General features: G+C 65.8%; 13 protein-coding genes. 5 read left to right on the top strand and 8 right to left on the bottom strand.

Annotated elements, in window-relative coordinates; translation table 11 throughout:
• Nucleotides 1-151 precede the first annotated feature (151 nt).
• Nucleotides 152-2,515, top strand: a complete 2,364-nt coding sequence (locus ACQR1X_RS14130) for a polysaccharide biosynthesis tyrosine autokinase (RefSeq protein WP_434899179.1) — start codon at nt 152-154, stop codon at nt 2,513-2,515.
• Nucleotides 2,516-2,583: 68 nt separating this feature from the next.
• On the opposite strand, the gene ACQR1X_RS14125 is transcribed toward ACQR1X_RS14130, so the two are convergent.
• From ACQR1X_RS14125 to ACQR1X_RS14115, 3 genes are all read right to left on the bottom strand, one after another.
• Entirely contained in the window at nt 2,584-2,844 is a 261-nt protein-coding gene (locus ACQR1X_RS14125; RefSeq protein ID WP_434838911.1) for a hypothetical protein, read from the bottom strand.
• Nucleotides 2,845-2,963: 119 nt separating this feature from the next.
• A complete protein-coding gene (gene opgC, locus ACQR1X_RS14120) occupies nt 2,964-3,998 on the bottom strand; it encodes an OpgC domain-containing protein (RefSeq protein WP_434899045.1) in 1,035 nt (344 codons plus the stop codon).
• Between the two features lie 168 nt (nt 3,999-4,166).
• Nucleotides 4,167-5,375 (bottom strand): WecB/TagA/CpsF family glycosyltransferase, encoded by a 1,209-nt coding sequence (locus ACQR1X_RS14115; protein ID WP_434899044.1) that lies wholly within the window; start codon nt 5,373-5,375, stop codon nt 4,167-4,169.
• Nucleotides 5,376-5,671: 296 nt separating this feature from the next.
• Here ACQR1X_RS14115 and ACQR1X_RS14110 point away from each other — a divergent pair, with 296 nt between their 5' ends.
• On the top strand, nt 5,672-7,063 hold the full coding sequence (locus ACQR1X_RS14110) for an O-antigen ligase family protein (protein ID WP_316180513.1): 1,392 nt from the start codon (nt 5,672-5,674) through the stop codon (nt 7,061-7,063).
• Nucleotides 7,064-7,093: 30 nt separating this feature from the next.
• On the opposite strand, the gene ACQR1X_RS14105 is transcribed toward ACQR1X_RS14110, so the two are convergent.
• On the bottom strand, nt 7,094-9,145 hold the full coding sequence (locus ACQR1X_RS14105; RefSeq protein ID WP_316216146.1) for a glycosyl hydrolase family 28-related protein: 2,052 nt from the start codon (nt 9,143-9,145) through the stop codon (nt 7,094-7,096).
• Nucleotides 9,146-9,325: 180 nt separating this feature from the next.
• Between ACQR1X_RS14105 and ACQR1X_RS14100 the strand changes: the two genes are divergently transcribed.
• The 3 genes from ACQR1X_RS14100 to ACQR1X_RS14090 all read left to right on the top strand — a co-directional run bounded on the left by ACQR1X_RS14100 (nt 9,326) and on the right by ACQR1X_RS14090 (nt 12,607).
• A complete protein-coding gene (locus tag ACQR1X_RS14100; protein ID WP_315802920.1) occupies nt 9,326-10,276 on the top strand; it encodes a glycosyltransferase in 951 nt (316 codons plus the stop codon).
• A gap of 76 nt (nt 10,277-10,352) precedes the next feature.
• Nucleotides 10,353-11,624, top strand: a complete 1,272-nt coding sequence (locus ACQR1X_RS14095; protein WP_434899043.1) for an acyltransferase family protein — start codon at nt 10,353-10,355, stop codon at nt 11,622-11,624.
• A 206-nt stretch (nt 11,625-11,830) separates the two neighbouring features.
• On the top strand, nt 11,831-12,607 hold the full coding sequence (locus ACQR1X_RS14090; RefSeq protein WP_434899042.1) for an SDR family NAD(P)-dependent oxidoreductase: 777 nt from the start codon (nt 11,831-11,833) through the stop codon (nt 12,605-12,607).
• A gap of 46 nt (nt 12,608-12,653) precedes the next feature.
• Here ACQR1X_RS14090 and asnB read toward each other — a convergent pair whose 3' ends face one another.
• From asnB to ACQR1X_RS14070, 4 genes are all read right to left on the bottom strand, one after another.
• Nucleotides 12,654-14,594, bottom strand: a complete 1,941-nt coding sequence (gene asnB, locus ACQR1X_RS14085) for an asparagine synthase (glutamine-hydrolyzing) (protein WP_434881112.1) — start codon at nt 14,592-14,594, stop codon at nt 12,654-12,656.
• 113 nt (nt 14,595-14,707) lie between these two features.
• On the bottom strand, nt 14,708-15,739 hold the full coding sequence (locus ACQR1X_RS14080) for an NAD-dependent epimerase/dehydratase family protein (protein ID WP_434899041.1): 1,032 nt from the start codon (nt 15,737-15,739) through the stop codon (nt 14,708-14,710).
• Nucleotides 15,736-16,794, bottom strand: coding sequence for a Gfo/Idh/MocA family protein (locus ACQR1X_RS14075; RefSeq protein WP_434838908.1), 1,059 nt, complete (start codon nt 16,792-16,794; stop codon nt 15,736-15,738). Before ACQR1X_RS14075 ends, ACQR1X_RS14080 begins: the two co-directional genes overlap by 4 nt.
• The gene (locus ACQR1X_RS14070; protein ID WP_316216141.1) at nt 16,794-18,095 is read right to left on the bottom strand and encodes a glycosyltransferase family 4 protein; all 1,302 of its coding nucleotides are present in this window, start codon (nt 18,093-18,095) and stop codon (nt 16,794-16,796) included. Before ACQR1X_RS14070 ends, ACQR1X_RS14075 begins: the two co-directional genes overlap by 1 nt.
• Nucleotides 18,096-18,155: the final 60 nt, after the last annotated feature.

Genomic DNA, 18,155 nt, shown 5'->3' with positions numbered 1-18,155 from the left:
AAGGCCACTTGCTGAGCAAAACCTTATTTAATATAAATTAAATCGCGCGGCGGTCCCAGATCATTTAATGGTTCCGAATATATAAATTCTCGTTCTCGCAGGCAATCGGACGGCTCCGACGTCCGAAACGCAACTGATGAAGCTTCAAAACATGCTGCACAATCCCAACGCGAGCACGCCTGCCTACCCCCCTCAGCAGGAGCAGGGTTGGGACCGGAACGGACCCGGGCCGTTCGACATGGCGCTGGGATTCCTGCGCCGGCACTATCTGGTGATTGCGATCACCACGGTGCTTTCGCTACTGGCAAGCTTCGCCCTGCTGAAAATCCTCCCGCCGACCTACTCGGCGGACGTCAAGATCATGCTGGGCACCTCCAAGGCCGCGGTCGTGCAGCCGCAACCTGCGGTTCAGGACGAGCCCCCGCTCGACATGGAGTCGCAGATCGAGATCCTGAAATCCAAGTCGATCGCGACCAGCGTCATCAACCAGTTGAACCTGGCCGACGACCCCGACTTCAACGGTAAAGGCAGCCCGCTGCACGGTGCGGTCACCGCGGTCCGCAGGCTCGTCGGTTTGGCGCCGGAGCCAAACGCGCCGTCCATGGACGATCTCCTCGACGAATTCCAGCGCCGGATGAACGCCTTCAGGATCGGCACCAGCTCGGTCGTCGAGGTCGATTTCAGCGCCAGCGATCCCCATCGGGCGGCGATGATCGCCAATGCCATCGCCAAGGAGTATTTCGATCAGCAGCTGAAGGCGGAGGCCAACGAGCAGCGCACCATCACGGCCTGGCTCCACGACCGCCTGCAGGACCTCGGCAACGACGCGACGACGGCCGAGCGCGCCGTCAACGAGCTGAAGAGCCGGTACAATATCGTTTCGGCAGACGGCAAGCTCATCGACCAGCAGCAGGTCACAGAACTCACCAACCGTCTGGTGGCGGCGCGCACCCATACCGCCTCGCTGATGACCCGGCTCAATCGGTTCGACGACATGCTCGCGACGAGCAATGCCGATATGCCGGTCGACCGCATTGCCGCCGTCTCCGACTTCTCCCCGGCGGAACTCAGCGGCAATCTCAATCCGCCGGACGGCCTCTCCTTGAGCAATTCCAACAGCACGACGATCATCAACAGCCTGCGTCAGCAATATCTCGATAACGCCAAGCGCGAGTACGAATATGCTGCGAAATATGGCAACGATCACGTCGCCGTCGTCAATATCCGTGCGACGATGAAGAGCATCCGTCAGGCCATGCTCGACGAGGTGCGGCGCCTTGCCGACGTCGCCAAGCATGACTATGCGGAGGCCAAGCAGCAGCAGCAGGAGATCGAGAGGCAGCTGGCGCAAGCCGTTGGCAAGTCGCAGGACACCAGGGCCGCGGAGGTCAGCATCCGCGAGCTGGAGACGAGCGCCAAGAGCTATCGTGCCCTCTACGACACCTTCCTTCAGCGCTACATGGGCTCGGTCCAGCAGGGCTCCTTCCCGATCGCCAAGGCGCGTGTGATCTCCGCCGCCACACCACCGAAGAAGAAGATCAAGCCGAAGTCCATCGTGCTGATGGCGATCGGCCTGTTCGGCGGCCTGGCGCTCGGTGGCGGCTTTGGCCTGCTCGCAGAGGCCAAGGACCGCAGCTTTCGAACGACCGACCAGGTCGAGGATCGCCTGCGCCTGCCCTGCCTCTCGGTCGTCCCTCTGCTCAAACGAGGCGAAGTCGACAAGTTCACCAAGAAAGCGACGGCCAACGCCGTTGCCAAGGTCGAACCGGACTGCAGCCAGCGAATGGTCTCGAGAGGCCCCGGGACCTGCTGGGCCGCATCCGCGATGCCCACTTCGCGCTTCGCCGAATCCATCCGCTCGTTGAAAGTCGCCATCGACCAGGATCCGAACCGGACGTCGCGGAAGGTCTTCGGACTGACGTCCGCCCTGCCGAACGAGGGCAAGTCCATCATCGCCGCGTCGCTGGCGCAGTTGATCGCCAATTCAGGCAAGCGGGTGATCGTGGTCGACTGCGACCTCAGGAATCCGTCGCTGTCCGCCATGCTCGCCCCCGATGCCGGGACCGGGATCGCCGACATCGTCTCGGGAGGGCGTCAGCTCGCGGACGCCGTCTGGACCGACCCGGTGACGCGCCTGGATTTTCTGCCCGGAATGGGCGCCGCACAGCGCGACACCAGCGATATCCTCGGCAACGAGCAGATGCGCAAGCTGTTCGAGCAGCTCCGCGAAGCCTATGACTACGTCATCGTCGATCTTCCGCCGCTCGCTCCCGTCGTCGACGCGCGGGCCATCTCGGCGCTGCTCGACAGCTTCGTCCTTGTCGTGGAATGGGGACGGACGCCCGCCGAGGTGGTCGAGCATGCGCTGAACACGGCGCCCAACGTCTACGATGCCCTGTTCGGCGTCGTGCTCAACAAGACCGACATGAAGGCGCTGAAGCGCTACGCCCATCACTTCGGCGACTACTACAACCACAAATACTATGCCCGTTACGGGAGCGTGATGGCCGAGTAGGTCCATCGGCGCGCGCTGGCCGGTGCGCGCGCCATGGACGGCGACCGATGACGGAGATCAATCGGCCGTCAGCGCTGGTGCTCGGCGCGAATGGATGGCTGGGCGATTCCGGCACGCTCCAGAGCGCTGCGAACGTAGATCCCCGAGAGATAGCCGACCTGGACTGCAACCAGACCGGCGCCGGCATAGAGCGCGGCCGGCAGCCCGCTGACGATCGACGCGGCGATGCACTCCATGAAGACGATCGCGGCGAGCGCCAGCAGCGTGCGCACCGTGAACATGGTCCCGGCAACCACCCCGGCTGCAAAATGAAGCGCTATCACCCACATCAGTTCATGCCTCCTCGGGCGTCTCGAGAGGCTAGCGGCCAATGGTTAGCGATGAGCTAAGCCGCCCGGGAGGATTCGAACAAGCGCATCGGAGCAACACTTTCAGGCGAAAGACGCGGCTACGGCCCGCTGAGCGGGTGCAGCATTGTCGGGCGGTTCTGCCAATGCGCCCGGTAGAGCCAGAGCACCGCGGTCACCAGGACGACATCGAACAGGCCCATCACGGTCTGGCCGTAGACCTGCGGGTGGACGCCGCCCAGGAGGAGCGCGAGTTTTACCGACTGCCGCACCACCTCCGACCCGAGGAACGCAATCAGCGAGTTCTGGCCGACGTTGAGGATGAGCGCGACCGCCGGCGATCGCCGGGTGCGCGCGTACACCGCCCACAGCAGTGCCAACAGCAGCGGCAATGTCCAAAGCAGGTTGAGGAGCTTGTCGAACCGATAGGGGTATTTTTCGCCATTGCTGGGAAAGCCGAGGCTGTAATCGAGCAGCAGCCCGAAGGTGAAGATCGAGGCCAGCGCCGTGTAGAACACGGGTCCGATCAGGCGGTTGGACCGATGGAGATCTCCGAGCCAGATACCAAACACGAAGAACATCTGCGCCTGGAACGAGAACAGCAGCAGAATGGCGGCCGGATTCTCGAGCTCGGCCGCCGTGCTCGTATTGCTGAGCCACGTGCAGGCCACGAAGATCGCAGCCGACAACGCGAGCACCAGGAGCCTGCTTCGCTTGAAGATCGGCAGGATGACCGGCAGCAGCAGGAATATCAGCCCGTAGAATTTGAGGATGGTGATAGCGGTCGGCTCGGACTGGAACGTCAGCACGTCGAAAATCGCCTGCCCCACCGGCTCTCGCTTCTTCCCCAGAACGGCCATGCCGACCGCAACCGGTACCGAGACGACGAAATAGGCGGCGAGCACCTTCAAGCCGCGGGCGACGAGCTCTCCATGTCTCTCCTTGTGCAGATAGACGTAGCCGACCATGAATCCCGAGATCACGACGAAGAGCTCGGCGAAGGGATTGAATTTCGTGAACAGATCGACGGAGTCCGGAAAGACGTTGGCCGTGTGATGATAGAACACGAACAGCATCGCGCAGCTTCGATAGAAGTCGACCAGAAGCTCGCGCCTCTTCTGGCCTGCCGCACTCACCGCTCAATCTCCGAACACACGTCGCTCGATGGGCGACAGTCAGCCGGTGGGCGCCGGTCGGACTGACGGCTCAGGCAATTCTTCGCAACGCGGGCGAGCGTCGCGGCGGCGATCATCGAACCACCGACTGCTGAACCCGTGGTGCGACCGATGACAGGCCTCCCCCGCTCATTGCCGGTCCAGACCGCCGAAGCGGAAGATGCGGGCCATCAGCGGCGAAACGCCCACGAAGGTCGCGGTACAGCCCTGGGCCTCCAACTGCTTCCTCAGCATCAGCAGCAACCCAAGGAAGCGCGCATCGATGGCGCAGACGTTCGAGAAATCGACCGTGACCGGCTTTTGGGACGCCGTCGCGGCACGGAAAACCGGAATGGCCCGGTCCACGTGGCGCGAGTCGGCAGGCCCAGACAGGCTGAGCGTGACCGCGCGCGTCCCATAGTCCTGCGTGATGGTCAGCGCCTCACCCCGCTCACGCGTGCGGCGCATCCACCAGGTCCACACCACGAACGGCAACACGTGGGTGAGCATGAGGCCGAGCATCGCGGTCCCATCGTTCCAGTAGCGGCGCCAGAGATAGGGCTCCTCCTTGATGCGCCACAGCCACTCGAAGCCTGATCGGCGCAGGAACGCCGGTGCGCGCTTCACGGTCCCGGCCTGGAAGTTGAGCGCGGCGCCGAGGTGGGCGCGAACTGGAATCTCGAGGCGCTCATGGTTGCGCTGCAGCCATGATTGTCCCTTCACGCTGCTGAGCGAGGCAACCAGGAAGTCCGCCCCGCTGGAATTGATCTCGTCGATGATGTGATCCCGGCTCAGCTCCTCGGCCGACAAATAACCGGGGTTCGACCAGCCCACGCACTGCAATCCCGCCGACTGACCGTTCAGCGTCCGGGCGGCCCGTTCGGCGGCCCCCTCCGGGCCACCGAAAAGAAAGAGCTTCAGCGCGCTTGCCGGCGCGGCCTCCGACTTCAGCGCGTCGAAGATGTCCGCGCCGGCCGTCCGGCTCTTGATCGGAATCCCGAGCAGCCTGGCGATCCAGACCACCGGCATGCCGTCCACCGTGCAGAGATCGCTCAGGATCAGCGACTCCCTGAAACTCCTGTTCGACTGGCTGGCGACAAGGAAGTTGAGATTGGGGGTCGAAATGAGAAGCCGCGTTCTTTGTTGAGCAGCATCGCGGATGCGGCGCAGCACGCCGCGCATGTTGATGGCATCGACCGGTATTCCGAGGACGCAATAGACGTCGCGCGCGAGGTCGTCGGGAATTGCGGCGTCGGCCGGGGCGACAGCATCGACCTCCGGCCGATCGCGACCCGCCCCGGAGCGCCCCACGCGATAAAGGGAGGATCCCGGCTCCTGCAATTCATGCGTGGTCAGCATCAACCGCTCTCCCTCAATCTGCCCCGCCGCACGAGGATGCCGGGCCGCGGACCCCTGCCGCACCTCCCCGACCGAAAAACGTGCGACCTAAAAGCCACTATTTAATTTTAAATCACATGATTTATTTAATACGATTTATTTGTGAATGCCAGAGCAGATTTGCGGCGCGTCCGCAGCGATACCTTCCGAGCACGCGTCGAAGGTTCTTTTATTTAATTTCATCTCTGGATAATATCATGGACGGTATTCCCGGCGGCTGCCGGGGGCCGCCCCGTTCGAATATCCGAGTGAGATTGATGCCGAGAATTGCAGCGAGCACGTCGATGTCGGCCGGGCCGCAGGCCTCCGCGGGGACGTTCGACGTCTGCGCGCTGATTCCGGTCCTCGCCTTCGCCTACTCGTCGCTCATTCAGCCGCTGATCTATTTCAGCTTCCCGCCATCGCCCGGACTCCAGGGCTTGCTCGAGAGCAGGGTCGAGAACCGGGTCTTCTGGCCTGTTCTCGCGGCCGTCGCCATCATCGTTACGATGCAACGCCTCGCCCGCGGCGAGCGGTTTGCCGTTCCGCCCAACATCATCAGTCTCTGCGCCTATTTTGGATTGGCTGGCGCCAGCATTGCGTGGGCATTCAAACCCGAATTCGCCTTCGTCCGTTTCGTCCAGGAAGCGATGGTCCTCACCGCCATCGTGCTGCCCGCCCTGCTATCGAGGCCGAGCGCCGACATCCTGCGCGGCATGTTCCTCTGCTTTGCAGCGGGGGCGATCCTCAATGTGCTGCTGATCCCCGGCGGCTACGCGACCTACGCGCAGTACGGCAACGCGCTGGTCGACATCGGTTATCAGGGCTACTTCTCGGGCAAGAACCTGCTGGGCGAGTTTGCTGCCATCGCCTTCCTGCTGTCGGTTCACGAGCTGCTCTATCCCGGCACGCGCCGCGCGCTTGGGATCGTCGTCGCCGCCGCTGCCGTCGTCCTGATCTTCTTGTCCAGTTCGAAGACCGCGCTCGGCCTCGCTCTGGTCGCCCCGATCCTGGCCGTCCTGACGCTGGCGCTTGCGAGAACGCTGCGGGTTGCACCGCTTCTGATCCTGATGGCGATCATCCTCGGCTACTTCGTGGTCGGCGAGCTCGCGGGCTTCACGACCGGCCGCATCGCCTATCTGCTGACGGGTGATTCCAGCTTCACCGGCCGGACGACCATATGGGCCTTCTCGAATCTGGAGATCGCGAAGCGGCCGCTCCTGGGATGGGGCTATCAGAGCTTCTGGCTGGTCGGCGCCGACGCACCAAGCATCACCGATGCGCCCGGCTGGGTGAAGGCCATGCCGAACTCCCACAACGGCTACTACGATGCGATGCTGGAGCTGGGCTATGTGGGCTTTGCCTTTCTCCTCGTCTTTCTGGCGGCCACCGTTCACGTCATCGGCCGCGTGATGAAGCACGACTACAAGCGGGCGTGGATCCTGCTGTCCGTCGCGCTGTTCGTCATGCTCTACAACCTGCTCGAAACCCTGTGGCTGCGCGCCTTCGACGTGACCTGGGTGGTGTTCGTGCTCGTCACGGTCGAGGCCGCGCGATACTGGCGGAGGTCACAACAGAGCATGCCCGCCGCTCAGCCGGCGAACAGGCGGCCGGCTCGTTGGAGCCGTACACGGCCGGCTTGGCGCCCGCGGCTCGGCGTCCGCACCTGACGGAAACCCGTTGGACGTCTCACGCCGGCTCTATTGCGTTGATCCCGGCGCGGCCGCGAATGGCGCGCCCGCCTCGAATCTCGCCTTGGCCGGCAACGTATGCAGCTTGGTATCGCTGGTCGGGTCCACCCAGGGCCACGGATGATCGCCGAAAAAGCCGGGTTTGGCTCTGAGATACAGCGACGCCGGCAGCGGCTGCGCCGCGAGAGCGTCGGTCCAGACCACCTTGCCGGTGAGATAGTCGAAATTGCCGCCGCGGATCACCGTGGCCAGCGTCTTCGGATCGGGCGCCATGGTCCATCGCTCCGGGTCGTAGCCAAGCATCCAGACGTTGCCGACACCGCCCTGCCCCCAGGCGGCCGTGCCGGCCCGCATCGATGGATCGTCGTACACCCAACCGCTCATGCGTCCCGGCTGGCCCAGCACATTGCCGGCGAACGAATCCCACCACGAGCCGTAGGCGAGACCCACGGCCCGGATGCCCGAGCGATCGACGAAGCGCTGGCGCTGGCCGGTGAGATGGTTGCGGAAAAAAGTGAGATAGATCGCGTTGCCGTGCGTGTAGTCGCTGTCGGCATTGTGGGACAGATTGCCTTCGAACAGGACGTGATGCGCGCCGGCCATGTGCGAGGCGTTGATGCCGACCTCGACCCAGCCGGGATTGTCGAAATCGAACGAGTCGTCGGCATAATTATAGCCGACGACGCTGCCGGCGCCCGACGACCGAAACACCATGTTCTTGCAGACATCGACCAGGATGTTGTTCTCGATCAGGACCTCCGAGGAGCCCGCCGCCAAGCTGATCGCGTAGCCCGCCCCGCCCGGCTGCGGCCACGAGCCGGCGTGAATGTAGGAGTCGCGGAGCTCGATCCGGAACGAATTGTTGATCGCCACGCCCTCGCCGAGCCATTGTGTCACCTCGACGGATCTGGCCCAGGAATAAGCGGCGGCTTCGAACCGCAACGCGCCGTCCGCCCCGCCGATGATGCTCAGATCTTCGACACCCACCCTGGCAACGTGGATGTCGCGATTATTGGCGGCGTGGCGACCGCTGTTCGGGTCGGTGCTGTAGGGCGTGAGCTGCGCCTGGTGATCCCTGCGATAGCTGATCGTGAGCGGCGAGGTGAATGTCACCGTGCTGCCGGTGACCGAGGCGATCTCCTTGATCTCGGCGGTCGCCCGGTCGGTCCGGGCGAACCACGACATCGACTTCGGCAGCACACCGGGGGTCTGGTCATATGGACCTCCGGCATTCGCGCCGGCATTGTCGTCCCCCGGCTGAACCGGATCGTGCATGTTCCAGGCGACCCGATCGCCTTGCCAGACCTTCGCTCCCGCCGGAAAGCCTGCCGGTGTCGCCTGCCACGATGCGCCCGAGACCTCGTCGAGCAGAACGAAATCCCCCGGCTTCAGGTTCGCGGTGTTGGCAAGGGTCACAGTCGACGTTCCCTGAACGCCGTCGGCCAGCAGGTCCTGCGACGCGCTGCTGTCGGGGCCATTGTTCCAGCGCGAAGGTCCGACGATGATGATCGGCTTGGGATCATAGCTGTACGTGCTCGGATCGACCGGCGTCAGGATTCCCTTGGTGCCGGCAATCACGGCCGACGTTCGTGCCCGTGCACCGTTGGTTTTCACCAGCCTGGTCACACCCGCGCCCGCGCCGCGCAGCGTCACCGGCCGGCTGATCAGGAGCGGCTCGTTGACGATGAACGTCCCGGGGCCGAGCATCACCACCTGGCCGGCGGGCGCGGCGGTCAGGGCGGCCTGGATCGCGCCGCTGTCGTCTCTCCCGCTCGGAGACAGCGCGCGATAAATGATGGTGCGGTTCGGAATACCGCCGGCTGACATCAGCCCGGGATTCCAGGCTGCGAGACGCTCCACCGGCAGCAGATTGCCGGCCAGTGACGGCCCGGCGGACGCGGTCGGCTCGGCGGCTGCGGCAATGCCGCGGACAGACAGCAGGGCAAGCGCCGCCGTGAGCAGCGCCCGGATGCAGGCGGCGTCGATCCGGCGCGTCCCACGCGCGACCGGCCGGGCCGAAGCCTGGGTGCAGCCGGGGATCACGGGGCCGATGCCATCCATGTTAACCTCTCGCAGGACCGGTCACAGCGAACGAGGGCGCCGATTTAAAAACACCATGACTTTGACACGCGCCCTGACATAATATTAATTCACGATTTAATTTATTGAAAGGCGGCCGGCGACGCCCCTGCTCGGCAGAGATTCGTCGCAATCTTCCGCCTTCGGCAAGGGATTTGATACGTGACGCCATCGCGCCGCTACCTGCTCATCTCGCCCTGCCGGGACGAGGCCCAATACCTCCGCCGGACTCTCGACAGCGTCGCTGCGCAATCGGTGCCGCCGGCGCTGTGGATCGTGGTGGACGACGGATCGACCGATGACACCCCGGCCATTCTCGACGAGTACGCCCAGCGCCTGCCCTATCTGCGCGTGATCCGCCGCGCCGATCGTGGCGGACGCAAGGTCGGGCCCGGCGTGATCGAGGCGTTCTATGCCGGGCTGGAGAGCGTGCGGCTGGAGGATTTCGACTATCTCTGCAAGCTCGACATGGACCTCGATCTGCCCGCGCGCTACTTCGAGCTGCTGATGGAGCGGATGGAAAGCGATCCGCGGGTCGGGACCACCTCGGGCAAGCCGTGGTTCGTCCATCCCCAGACCGGCGCGCTCGAGCCGGAGGTCTGCGGCGACGAGATGTCGGTCGGGATGACCAAGTTCTACCGCGTCGCCTGCTTCCAGGAGATCGGCGGTTTCGTGCGCCAGGTGATGTGGGACGGCATCGACTGCCACCGCTGCCGCATGCTCGGCTGGATCGCCGAGAGCATCGACAGCGAAGCGCTGCGCTTCATCCATCTGCGGCCGCAGGGCGCCAGTCACAAGGGCATCTGGACCGGGCGGCTGCGCAAGGGTTTTGGCCAGTACTTCATGGGAACGTCGCCGCTGTATCAGTTCGCGGTGGCGGTCTATCACCTGCCGGCCTATCCCGCCCTGATCGGCAGCACCGCGATGCTGTGGGGCTATTTCCGGAGCTGGCTGACGGGCCTGCCGCGCTACGACGATCTCGAATTCCGCCGCTTCCTCCGCGCCTACCAGCACGCCTGCCTGCGCCTGGGCAAGCGCGCCGCCACCGCCCGGATCAACGCGGAGCGGGCCCAGCTCTGGCGCGCCAGCCACGCCGCGGCCGACACGCGATGACGCTCGGCGGCCGATCGCCGCGGCACTGACACGACGATTACGAAGCTACGTGTTTCTCCGACTCCGTCTGGACAGCATGGCCAAGATTCTCGAGCTCAGCCGCCTTCGTGCCGCTTCCGCCGCGCCGCCGATGACGGCTCCCGGCGGCGAGGGGACCGCGCCGGCAGCGTCCCGCAGCACGAACGCCCATGGCAGCGCATCCCCGATCATTCCATCACTCGACGGCATCCGCGCGCTCTCGGTGCTGATCGTGGTGCTGGGCCATTCCGGACTTCAGGCCATCGTCCCCGGCGGCTTCGGCGTCACCATCTTCTTCTTCCTCAGCGGTTTCCTGATCTCCACGCTCATGCTGGCCGAGCATGAGCGAATCGGCGCGCTCGACGTTCCCAGCTTCTATGCGCGGCGCGTGTTCCGGCTGATGCCGCCTCTGCTGCTGTCCCTGGCGATCGCCTACGGTCTCACCGCCGCCGGCCTGCTGGACGGCGGAATGACCGTCAAGGGCCTGGCGGCCCAGGTGTTGTATTTCGCCAACTATTACGGCCTGTTCTTCGATCCCGGCAACACGGTGCCCGACGGCACCGGCATTCTCTGGTCGCTCGCGGTCGAGGAGCACTTCTACATCGTCTATCCCCTGCTGATGACGCTGCTGCTCGGATCGGCGCTGCGGCCGCGCACCATCGGCGCGCTGCTCGGGCTCGTCTGTTTCGGCGTCCTCGCCTGGCGCTTCCATCTCGTGCATGCGCCTGGGTTCTTCTCCGACCGCACCTATTACGCCTCGGACACCCGCATCGACTCGATCGCCTATGGCTGCATTCTGGCGCTGGTCATGAACCCGGTGCGGCAGCGCTCTGCCTCGGGGCGGATGTCGGCGGCCCAATGGGCGCTGCTGGCCGGCGCCGTCGCGGCGCTGCTGGTCTCGCTGGTCTACCGTGATCCGGTGTTCCGGGAGACCGCGCGCTACAGCCTTCAGGGCCTGGCGCTGATGCCGTTGTTCTATTTCGCGGTGCGTTTCGCCGACGCGCCGCTGTTTCGTGATCTCAACCGCTCCTGGGTGATGACGCTCGGCACCTATTCCTATGCGATCTATCTGATCCACAACGTCGTGATCCGAACGATCGACAAGAACCTGCCCGCGATCGCCGCCAAGCCGTACCTCCTGTTTCCGCTCGCGCTCCTGATCTCCGTCATCTACGCGGCGGCGATCGAGCGCTTCATCGAGCCGTATTTCAGGCAGCTCCGGCACAAGTTCAGGCCTGCGCCTGCTGCCGGAGCGGTGCATGACGCGTCCGGCGCAGACTGGCCGCTCGGCAACCGTCTCGCCGAGAGTCCGACGCCGCGCGCATCCTGAGCGGATCGGCCCACGTCACCGCTCGATCGGCTGCGGCACAAATGCGTCAAATTGTGCAATTTAAATAATTAGTCCCGCATTTAATACTGCGACCCGGGCGAATGAATACTTTCGGGGACGGGTGGATGCGGATCGCGCGCGCGGTTGCACGACGAATTCGGCGAAACACGCTCGGTCCCCTGCCGGACGATCCGGCGCTGCGCCCGTTGAAGTCCCCGCTCCAGATCAATCTCTCGGGCAAGGTCGCGCTGGTCACCGGAGCGGCCGGAGAGCTCGGCCGGCCGATCGCCCGGACGCTCGCGGCCTGTGGTGCGAAGGTCGCGATCCATTATCTGACGGCGCGGGCTGCCGCCGAAAGACTGTGCGAGGAGCTGAACGAGCTTCAGCCGCAACATGCCTGCACGATCTCGGGCGACGTCGCCGAGCTCGAGGACGTGCAGGCCATGCGCCGCGCCACCGAGCGCGCGCTCGGTCCTGTCGATATCGTCGTGAACAATGCGGTGACATGGTACGACGAACGTCCCGTGGTCGAGCAGACACCCGACCAGTTCGACAAGGTGTTCCGCTCTTCGGTCCTGCAGGCCTGGGCGACCGCGCGGGTGTTTTCCGGACCGATGATCGAGCGGAAATGGGGACGCCTCATCTCTCTCGGCACGGAGATGACGAGCCTGGCCCTGCACAACCGCGCGCCATACACGGCGGCCAAATGCGCCATGGACGGCCTGCTCCGATCGCTGGCGCGGGAGCTCGGAGGGCATGGCATCACGGTGAATCAGGTCGCCCCGGGCTGGGTCATCTCCGACAGGGACCGCCGCGACCGCGACGAGGTGCAGCCGCTCTACGAGCGGTCAGTGCCGCTCGGGCGGCGTGGCTACGATCAGGACGTCGCCAACATGATCGCGTTTCTGGCCTCGGACCTCGCCGGCTTCGTGACCGGCGTTCGCGTGCCAGTGTGCGGCGGAATCGTCATGCCGGAAGCCTGACCACGCGCGCTTCGATGCAGCCAGCTCACCTGATGTCGATCGCGCCTCAGCGGAAGACGCGATGACGGTGGCACCAACGCACGAACACGTAGATCGACCAGACGCGCGACCAATAGATCCCCGGCGCGCCATCGAGGAAGGCGCGCCAGAGGCGCTCCACGGCCGCAGGCTCAAGCCCCACCGGCGCAATCGCCTGCGGGTCGCGCAGGGTCCGGTCCATCGCATCCTGCAGGCCGCGCCGTATCCAGCGATCGAGCGGCAACACGAAGCCGCTCTTCGGCCGGTCGAACAACGACGGATCGAGGCCACGCAGGCCGATCCGCCTGAGCATCGCCTTGCTTCGCAGCGGCGCGTAGCGCGTCGCATCGGGCAGCCGGTCGACGCTTTCGAACAGCACCTGATCGACCAGCGGCACCCGCTGCTCCAGCGAGGCCGCCATGCTCGCCACGTCATTGTCGCGCAACAGGCGCTCGCCGAGAAACAGGCGCTGCTCCATGACGCTGATCGCCGACAGCGGGGTGCGCGCGCGGGTCTCCGCGGTGATCTTCGCTCTCATCGCGGCGGGCAGCCCATCGTTCAGCGTGTCGACGAGATCAGGCGCGAGCAGCTCGCGCTGAAAGCCGGGGAGGAACAGCGCATAGGCCATTTGGTACAGCGCCAGGAGATCGTCGCCGCACCGGACCATCTCCGGCAGCTTGGCCCAGCGCGTCTGCGGCGCCACCGTCCCGCGCGACGGCGACAGCATCTGCGCGGCCAGCTTCGCCGCAGCGGCTTTGACGCCGGCCGGCACCCAGGCGGTGCGCTCCGACCATCGCTGCAGGATGGGCAGGTCGCGAAATGACGTGTAGCCGCCGAACAGCTCGTCGCCGCCGGTCCCCGACAGCGCCACCGTGAAGCCTGCGCCGCGGATGGCGTGCGACATGAAGTAGGAGTTCAAGCCGTCGAAGGTCGGCTGGTCGAGGCTGTCGAGCGCGGCATCGAGGTTGTCGACGAAGTGCTGCTCCGTCAGCACCACCTCATGATGCTCGGTGCCGATGGCGGCGGCGATCTGTCGCGCGATCGGCCCCTCGTTCAGCTCCTGCTCCTCGAACGCCAGCGTGAAGGTGTGGATCGGGCTCCTGGCCGCACGCTGCGCCAGATTGGCCATGACCGAGGAATCGATGCCGCCCGAGAGAAACACTGCGAGCGGCACGTCGCTGGCGAGGTGCAGCCTCAGCCCCTCCTCGAGGATCTCGGCAAGCTGGTCCTCATCCATCGTCGGATCCGGAGCCCGCTCCGGGATCGACCAGAAATCCTCATCGCGGACGGTGTTGCCGACGCCGTCGAATGCGGTGAGATGGCCGGGAGGCAGCAGCTCGACGCCCTTCACCGCGGTACCGGGGCCGACCACGAAACCGTTCCAGACGCCGCTGGCGACGGCCTGCGGATCGAGCTGGGCGCTGCCCAGAAGGCCCGACGCCAGGAGAGCACGCAGCTCGGATGCGAAGGCGACCGACCACCCCGCGTCTGGGTTCGAGGCGCGGGCGACGTACAGCGGCTTGATGCCGAGCGGATCGCGCGCCAGCAGCAGCCGGCGCTGCTTCGGATCCCAGCAGGCGAACGCGAACATGCCGCGCAGCCACGCCACCGCCTCCGGCCCGTGAAGGCCGAGCGCGCGCAGCATCACCGCGGTATCGCCCGTGGAGCTGAAATGCTGGCCGTCGGCGACCAGACGCTGCCGCAGGTCGGCGAAATTGTAGATCTCGCCGTTGAAGACGATGACGTGCCCGCTGACCGGGTCGATCATGGGCTGCACACCGGCCGGCGACAAATCGAGGATCGCGAGCCGGCGGTGCGCCAGCAGCGCGCCCCAGCCACGCTCGTCCGCGGGCGAGGTCCAAATTCCGCCGGCATCCGGACCGCGATGGAGCATGGCGTCGTTCATCCGCTGCAGCGCGGCGCGGTTGTCGTCGTCCACCCGTCCGATGATCCCAGCGATGCCACACATCAGAACAATCCGTTTGGGACGCGCGACGTCGAAATGACGGACGGCAGGGAAACGCCTCGCCCGCGAGATCGCGGACTAACAGAGCACGGGCACCGCGGGACCATCTTCGGCGCTCAAATGGAAGCAGCCGTTCCGGACGACCAGGACGCGGGCGCTGGCGCCGAAGCCGGCAGCGGACCGTAGGTCCGCGCCAGGCATTGTTCGTAGTCGAGCGGCGGCGTCCAGCCGAGCGTCTCCCTCAGCTTGCGATTGTCGAAGCGCAGCGGCTTGAGCATCGCATCGAATTTCTTGGGCGTCAGGATCGCCGGCACTTTCGTGGCCCGCCTGAACGCGGTCGCAAACGCCAGCCGCACGACGGCGCTGGCCAGCCAATGAGGAATGGGCAACCGCAGTCCGCGCTCGCCGGTGCCGCGCATGTAGTCCGACAGATAGCTCCAGACCCGCTCGCCGGGACCATCGACGACGTTCAGGGTCTGGCCGATCGCCCGCGGATCCCTGGCCGCCAGCGCGAAGACGTCGGCGCAGTTCTCGACATGGGTCATCGGGATGCGGGTCAGCGGCCCGATCACGACGTGGTGGCGTCCGATCTGCTGGCCGAGCGCGGCGAGATAGCCGTGGCCGCGACCCCAGATGAAACCAGGACGCAGCACGGTGAGGTCCCAGCCATGCGTCTCGACGTAGCGGCGCGTCACCCGCTCCTGCCACCATTTGGCGACGGTGTATCCGCCACGGGTGTAGACGTCAGGTGTCTGCTGCAGCGGCGCGCGTTCGTCGAGGACATCGCGCGTCGCCGTGTAGTCGTAGACCGAGAAGCTGCTGCACAGCACGAGCCGGCGGCAGGCACTGCCCGCCATCGCCTCGAGCAGCCGCTCGGTTCCGCCCACGGTGCCGGCGAATTGCGCGTCCTCGCCGCCGGAGACCACGGCCGCCAGATGGATCAGCACGTCCACATTCTCGAACGCGCCGACAAGGTCGCGCGAGGTGCGCAGGTCGGCCCTGACGACGTCGACCGACGACGGCCAGCCGAGCGCATCGACGCGCGTCGCCGGGCGGACCATGGCACGAACCTCGATACCGCGGGCGAGCAGCGCATCGACGACATGCCGGCCGAGAAAACCGTTGGCGCCCGTGACCAGGGCTCTCATATCGCCAGCTCCCTCATGTCCGCCTGCTCGGTCGGCTTCATTGCCTCGACCATCCGATTGACCGCGAGGACGTCCTCGATCGTGATCGGCAGGGCCGTTCCCGCGCCGAGCGCCTGATAGGTGCGCGCCAGACACTCCCACAGCCCCTCATAGGCGCCCGGGCCCTTGAACTTGCGCAGCAGGGTCGAGAGCGCCGCGCGGCGGATGTCGCGGCCCTCCTCCAATCCGCTGAAGAACGGGCGCAGCGGCTTCGGCACGTTGCGCGGGCCATCGAAGGTCAACCGCGTTTCGAACAGATTGGCGGTCGCCTGCATCCGCTCGCCATAGACCCGCAGCCAGAACGCGTCGGGCTGAGCGCTGGCGCTGAAGCCGAGCGTCGCCGTGCCGCGCTCGGCCTCGACCACACAGCGAAACTCGTCGTACGGCAGCGGTGACGGCTTGCGCTTGCTCCAGACCGTCTCCGCCTTGCGGTGCGGGCCGACGAACGCATGTGACAGCGAGGCGAGATGCGGCAGGAAGTCGGCGATCGCGCCACCCGCCAATTTGAGCGCCGGATGCGGCGAGTTCGGATCGGCAAAGCCGTCGGGGCCGAGGATGTCGAGGCAGATCAGCACGTCGACATGGGTCACGGCGCCGAACTCGCCGGTCTCGATCCGGCGCAGGATGTCCTGCGGCGCCCGGTTGAAGACGTAGTTGTAGTCCTCGACGACGTGGCGGCCGGTCTGCTTGGCGCGCAACGTCAGCGTCTGCAGCTCGTCGAAGGTCGAGGTCGCGGGCTTCTCGACGATCACATGCGCGCCGGCCTCCAGCGCGTCCATCGCGAGCCGGAAATGCGAGGTCGGCGGCGTCGTCACATGCACCACATCGGGCCGCACGGTCTGCAGCATCGCGCGATGATCGGTGAACCAGGACGGGATCGCGTAGCGCTCGGCCGCGGCCTCCGCGGTCGCCGGCGACAGGTCGCAGATGCCGGCCAGTTGAACGCCCGGCAAGGTGTTGAGGCAGGCAAGATGCTGGCGGGCGATCTGCCCTGCCCCGATGAGCACGGCCTTCATCACGAACTTGCCTCCAGTATCTCGCAATAAAAGTCTTCGAGCGCCTGCGCCGCCGCGCTCCAGGCATACTTCTCGACCGCGACCTGCCGCGCCGAGCCGCCGATCCGCGCCGCGAGATCGGGCTCGGCGAGCAGCCCGCTGACCGCATCTGCAAAGGCATCCGGCTCGTCTGCGATGAGGATGTCACGCCCGGGCATGGCCTCGATGCCCTCGGCACCCAGGCTGGTCGAGACGATCGCCTTGCCCATCGCCATGGCCTCGACGATCTTGAGCCGCGTGCCGCCACCGAGACGGAGCGGGACGATCACCGCCGCCGCGGCGGCGAGGTGCGGCCGCAGGTCCGGCACGAAACCGGTCAGCTCGATCCGCGGCCCGGCCAGTGCCGTCAACGCCTGCGGCGGCCGGCCGCCGATGATCTTGCAGCGCGCATCCGGGTGCCGCGCGGCGATGCGGGGCCAGATGTCCTGCACGAAATGCGTGACCGCATCGATGTTGGGCACCGTCGACAGCAGGCCGAAATAGACCAGCGTACGGCCGTCGGGCGCGGGATCGGTACCGCGCGGCTGATAGAAGTCGACATCGGCGGCATTGGGGATGACCGCCGTGCGGGCGTTCGGAATGTCGTCATGCAGACGCTTCTCATCGTCCGTGCTGCAGAGATAGACGCCGTCAGCTTGGCGATAGGCTGCGATCTCCTCGCGGCGCAGCTTGCGCCAGTTCGCGCCGGCATAGAGCCGGCGGCCCAGGCTCGCCCCCGTGGCCGCGAACTGCCGCGCCAGATCGTAGGCGATCTCATGCGAGTCCACGATCAGCCGCGGCGGCGTTGCGCCTGCCGGCGCCTGACGGAACAGGCAGTGACCGAGATAGGGAAATTCGAGATTGACGATGTCGAACCGCGTGGACCGCAGCACCCGATCCAGCACCCGCTGCAATTCCGGCAGGGCCACGCGCAACCGGTCGAAGCTCCGCACCGAGACCAGCGAGCGCAGCTGCAGCAGCCGCTTCGCGAGACCGTCGCGGCCGTAAGGGTTCGGCACCAGCACCACGTCGCGGCAATAGGACTGCATGGCCAGCCGGCACTCGTCGATGTCGAAGGCGTCATCGACCAGCATCACCGCCGTGAGGTCGTGGCGGCGCGCGAGCTGGGTCATCAGCCCGTGCATGCGCGCCTGTGCCCCGAACCGCGGCGGGCTCGCCGGCATATGCGAGACGCAGAGGATGCTGAGCCGCCGTCGGTCGGCGAAACCGGCCACCGACCATTCGGGATCGCGCTGCGCCGGCGGCGCAGGCTCGACCTCCATCACATCCAAGCCTTGGTGGTTGTCGCGGGCCATGACCATTTAAAGCATTTAAATCACGGT

It is taken from the genome of Bradyrhizobium sp. HKCCYLRH3073 (genome assembly GCF_051167995.1).
Taxonomy (GTDB): Bacteria; Pseudomonadota; Alphaproteobacteria; order Rhizobiales; family Xanthobacteraceae; genus Bradyrhizobium.
Note: the sequence above shows the minus strand (reverse complement) of the source record. Positions and strands in the feature narration are given on the sequence as shown.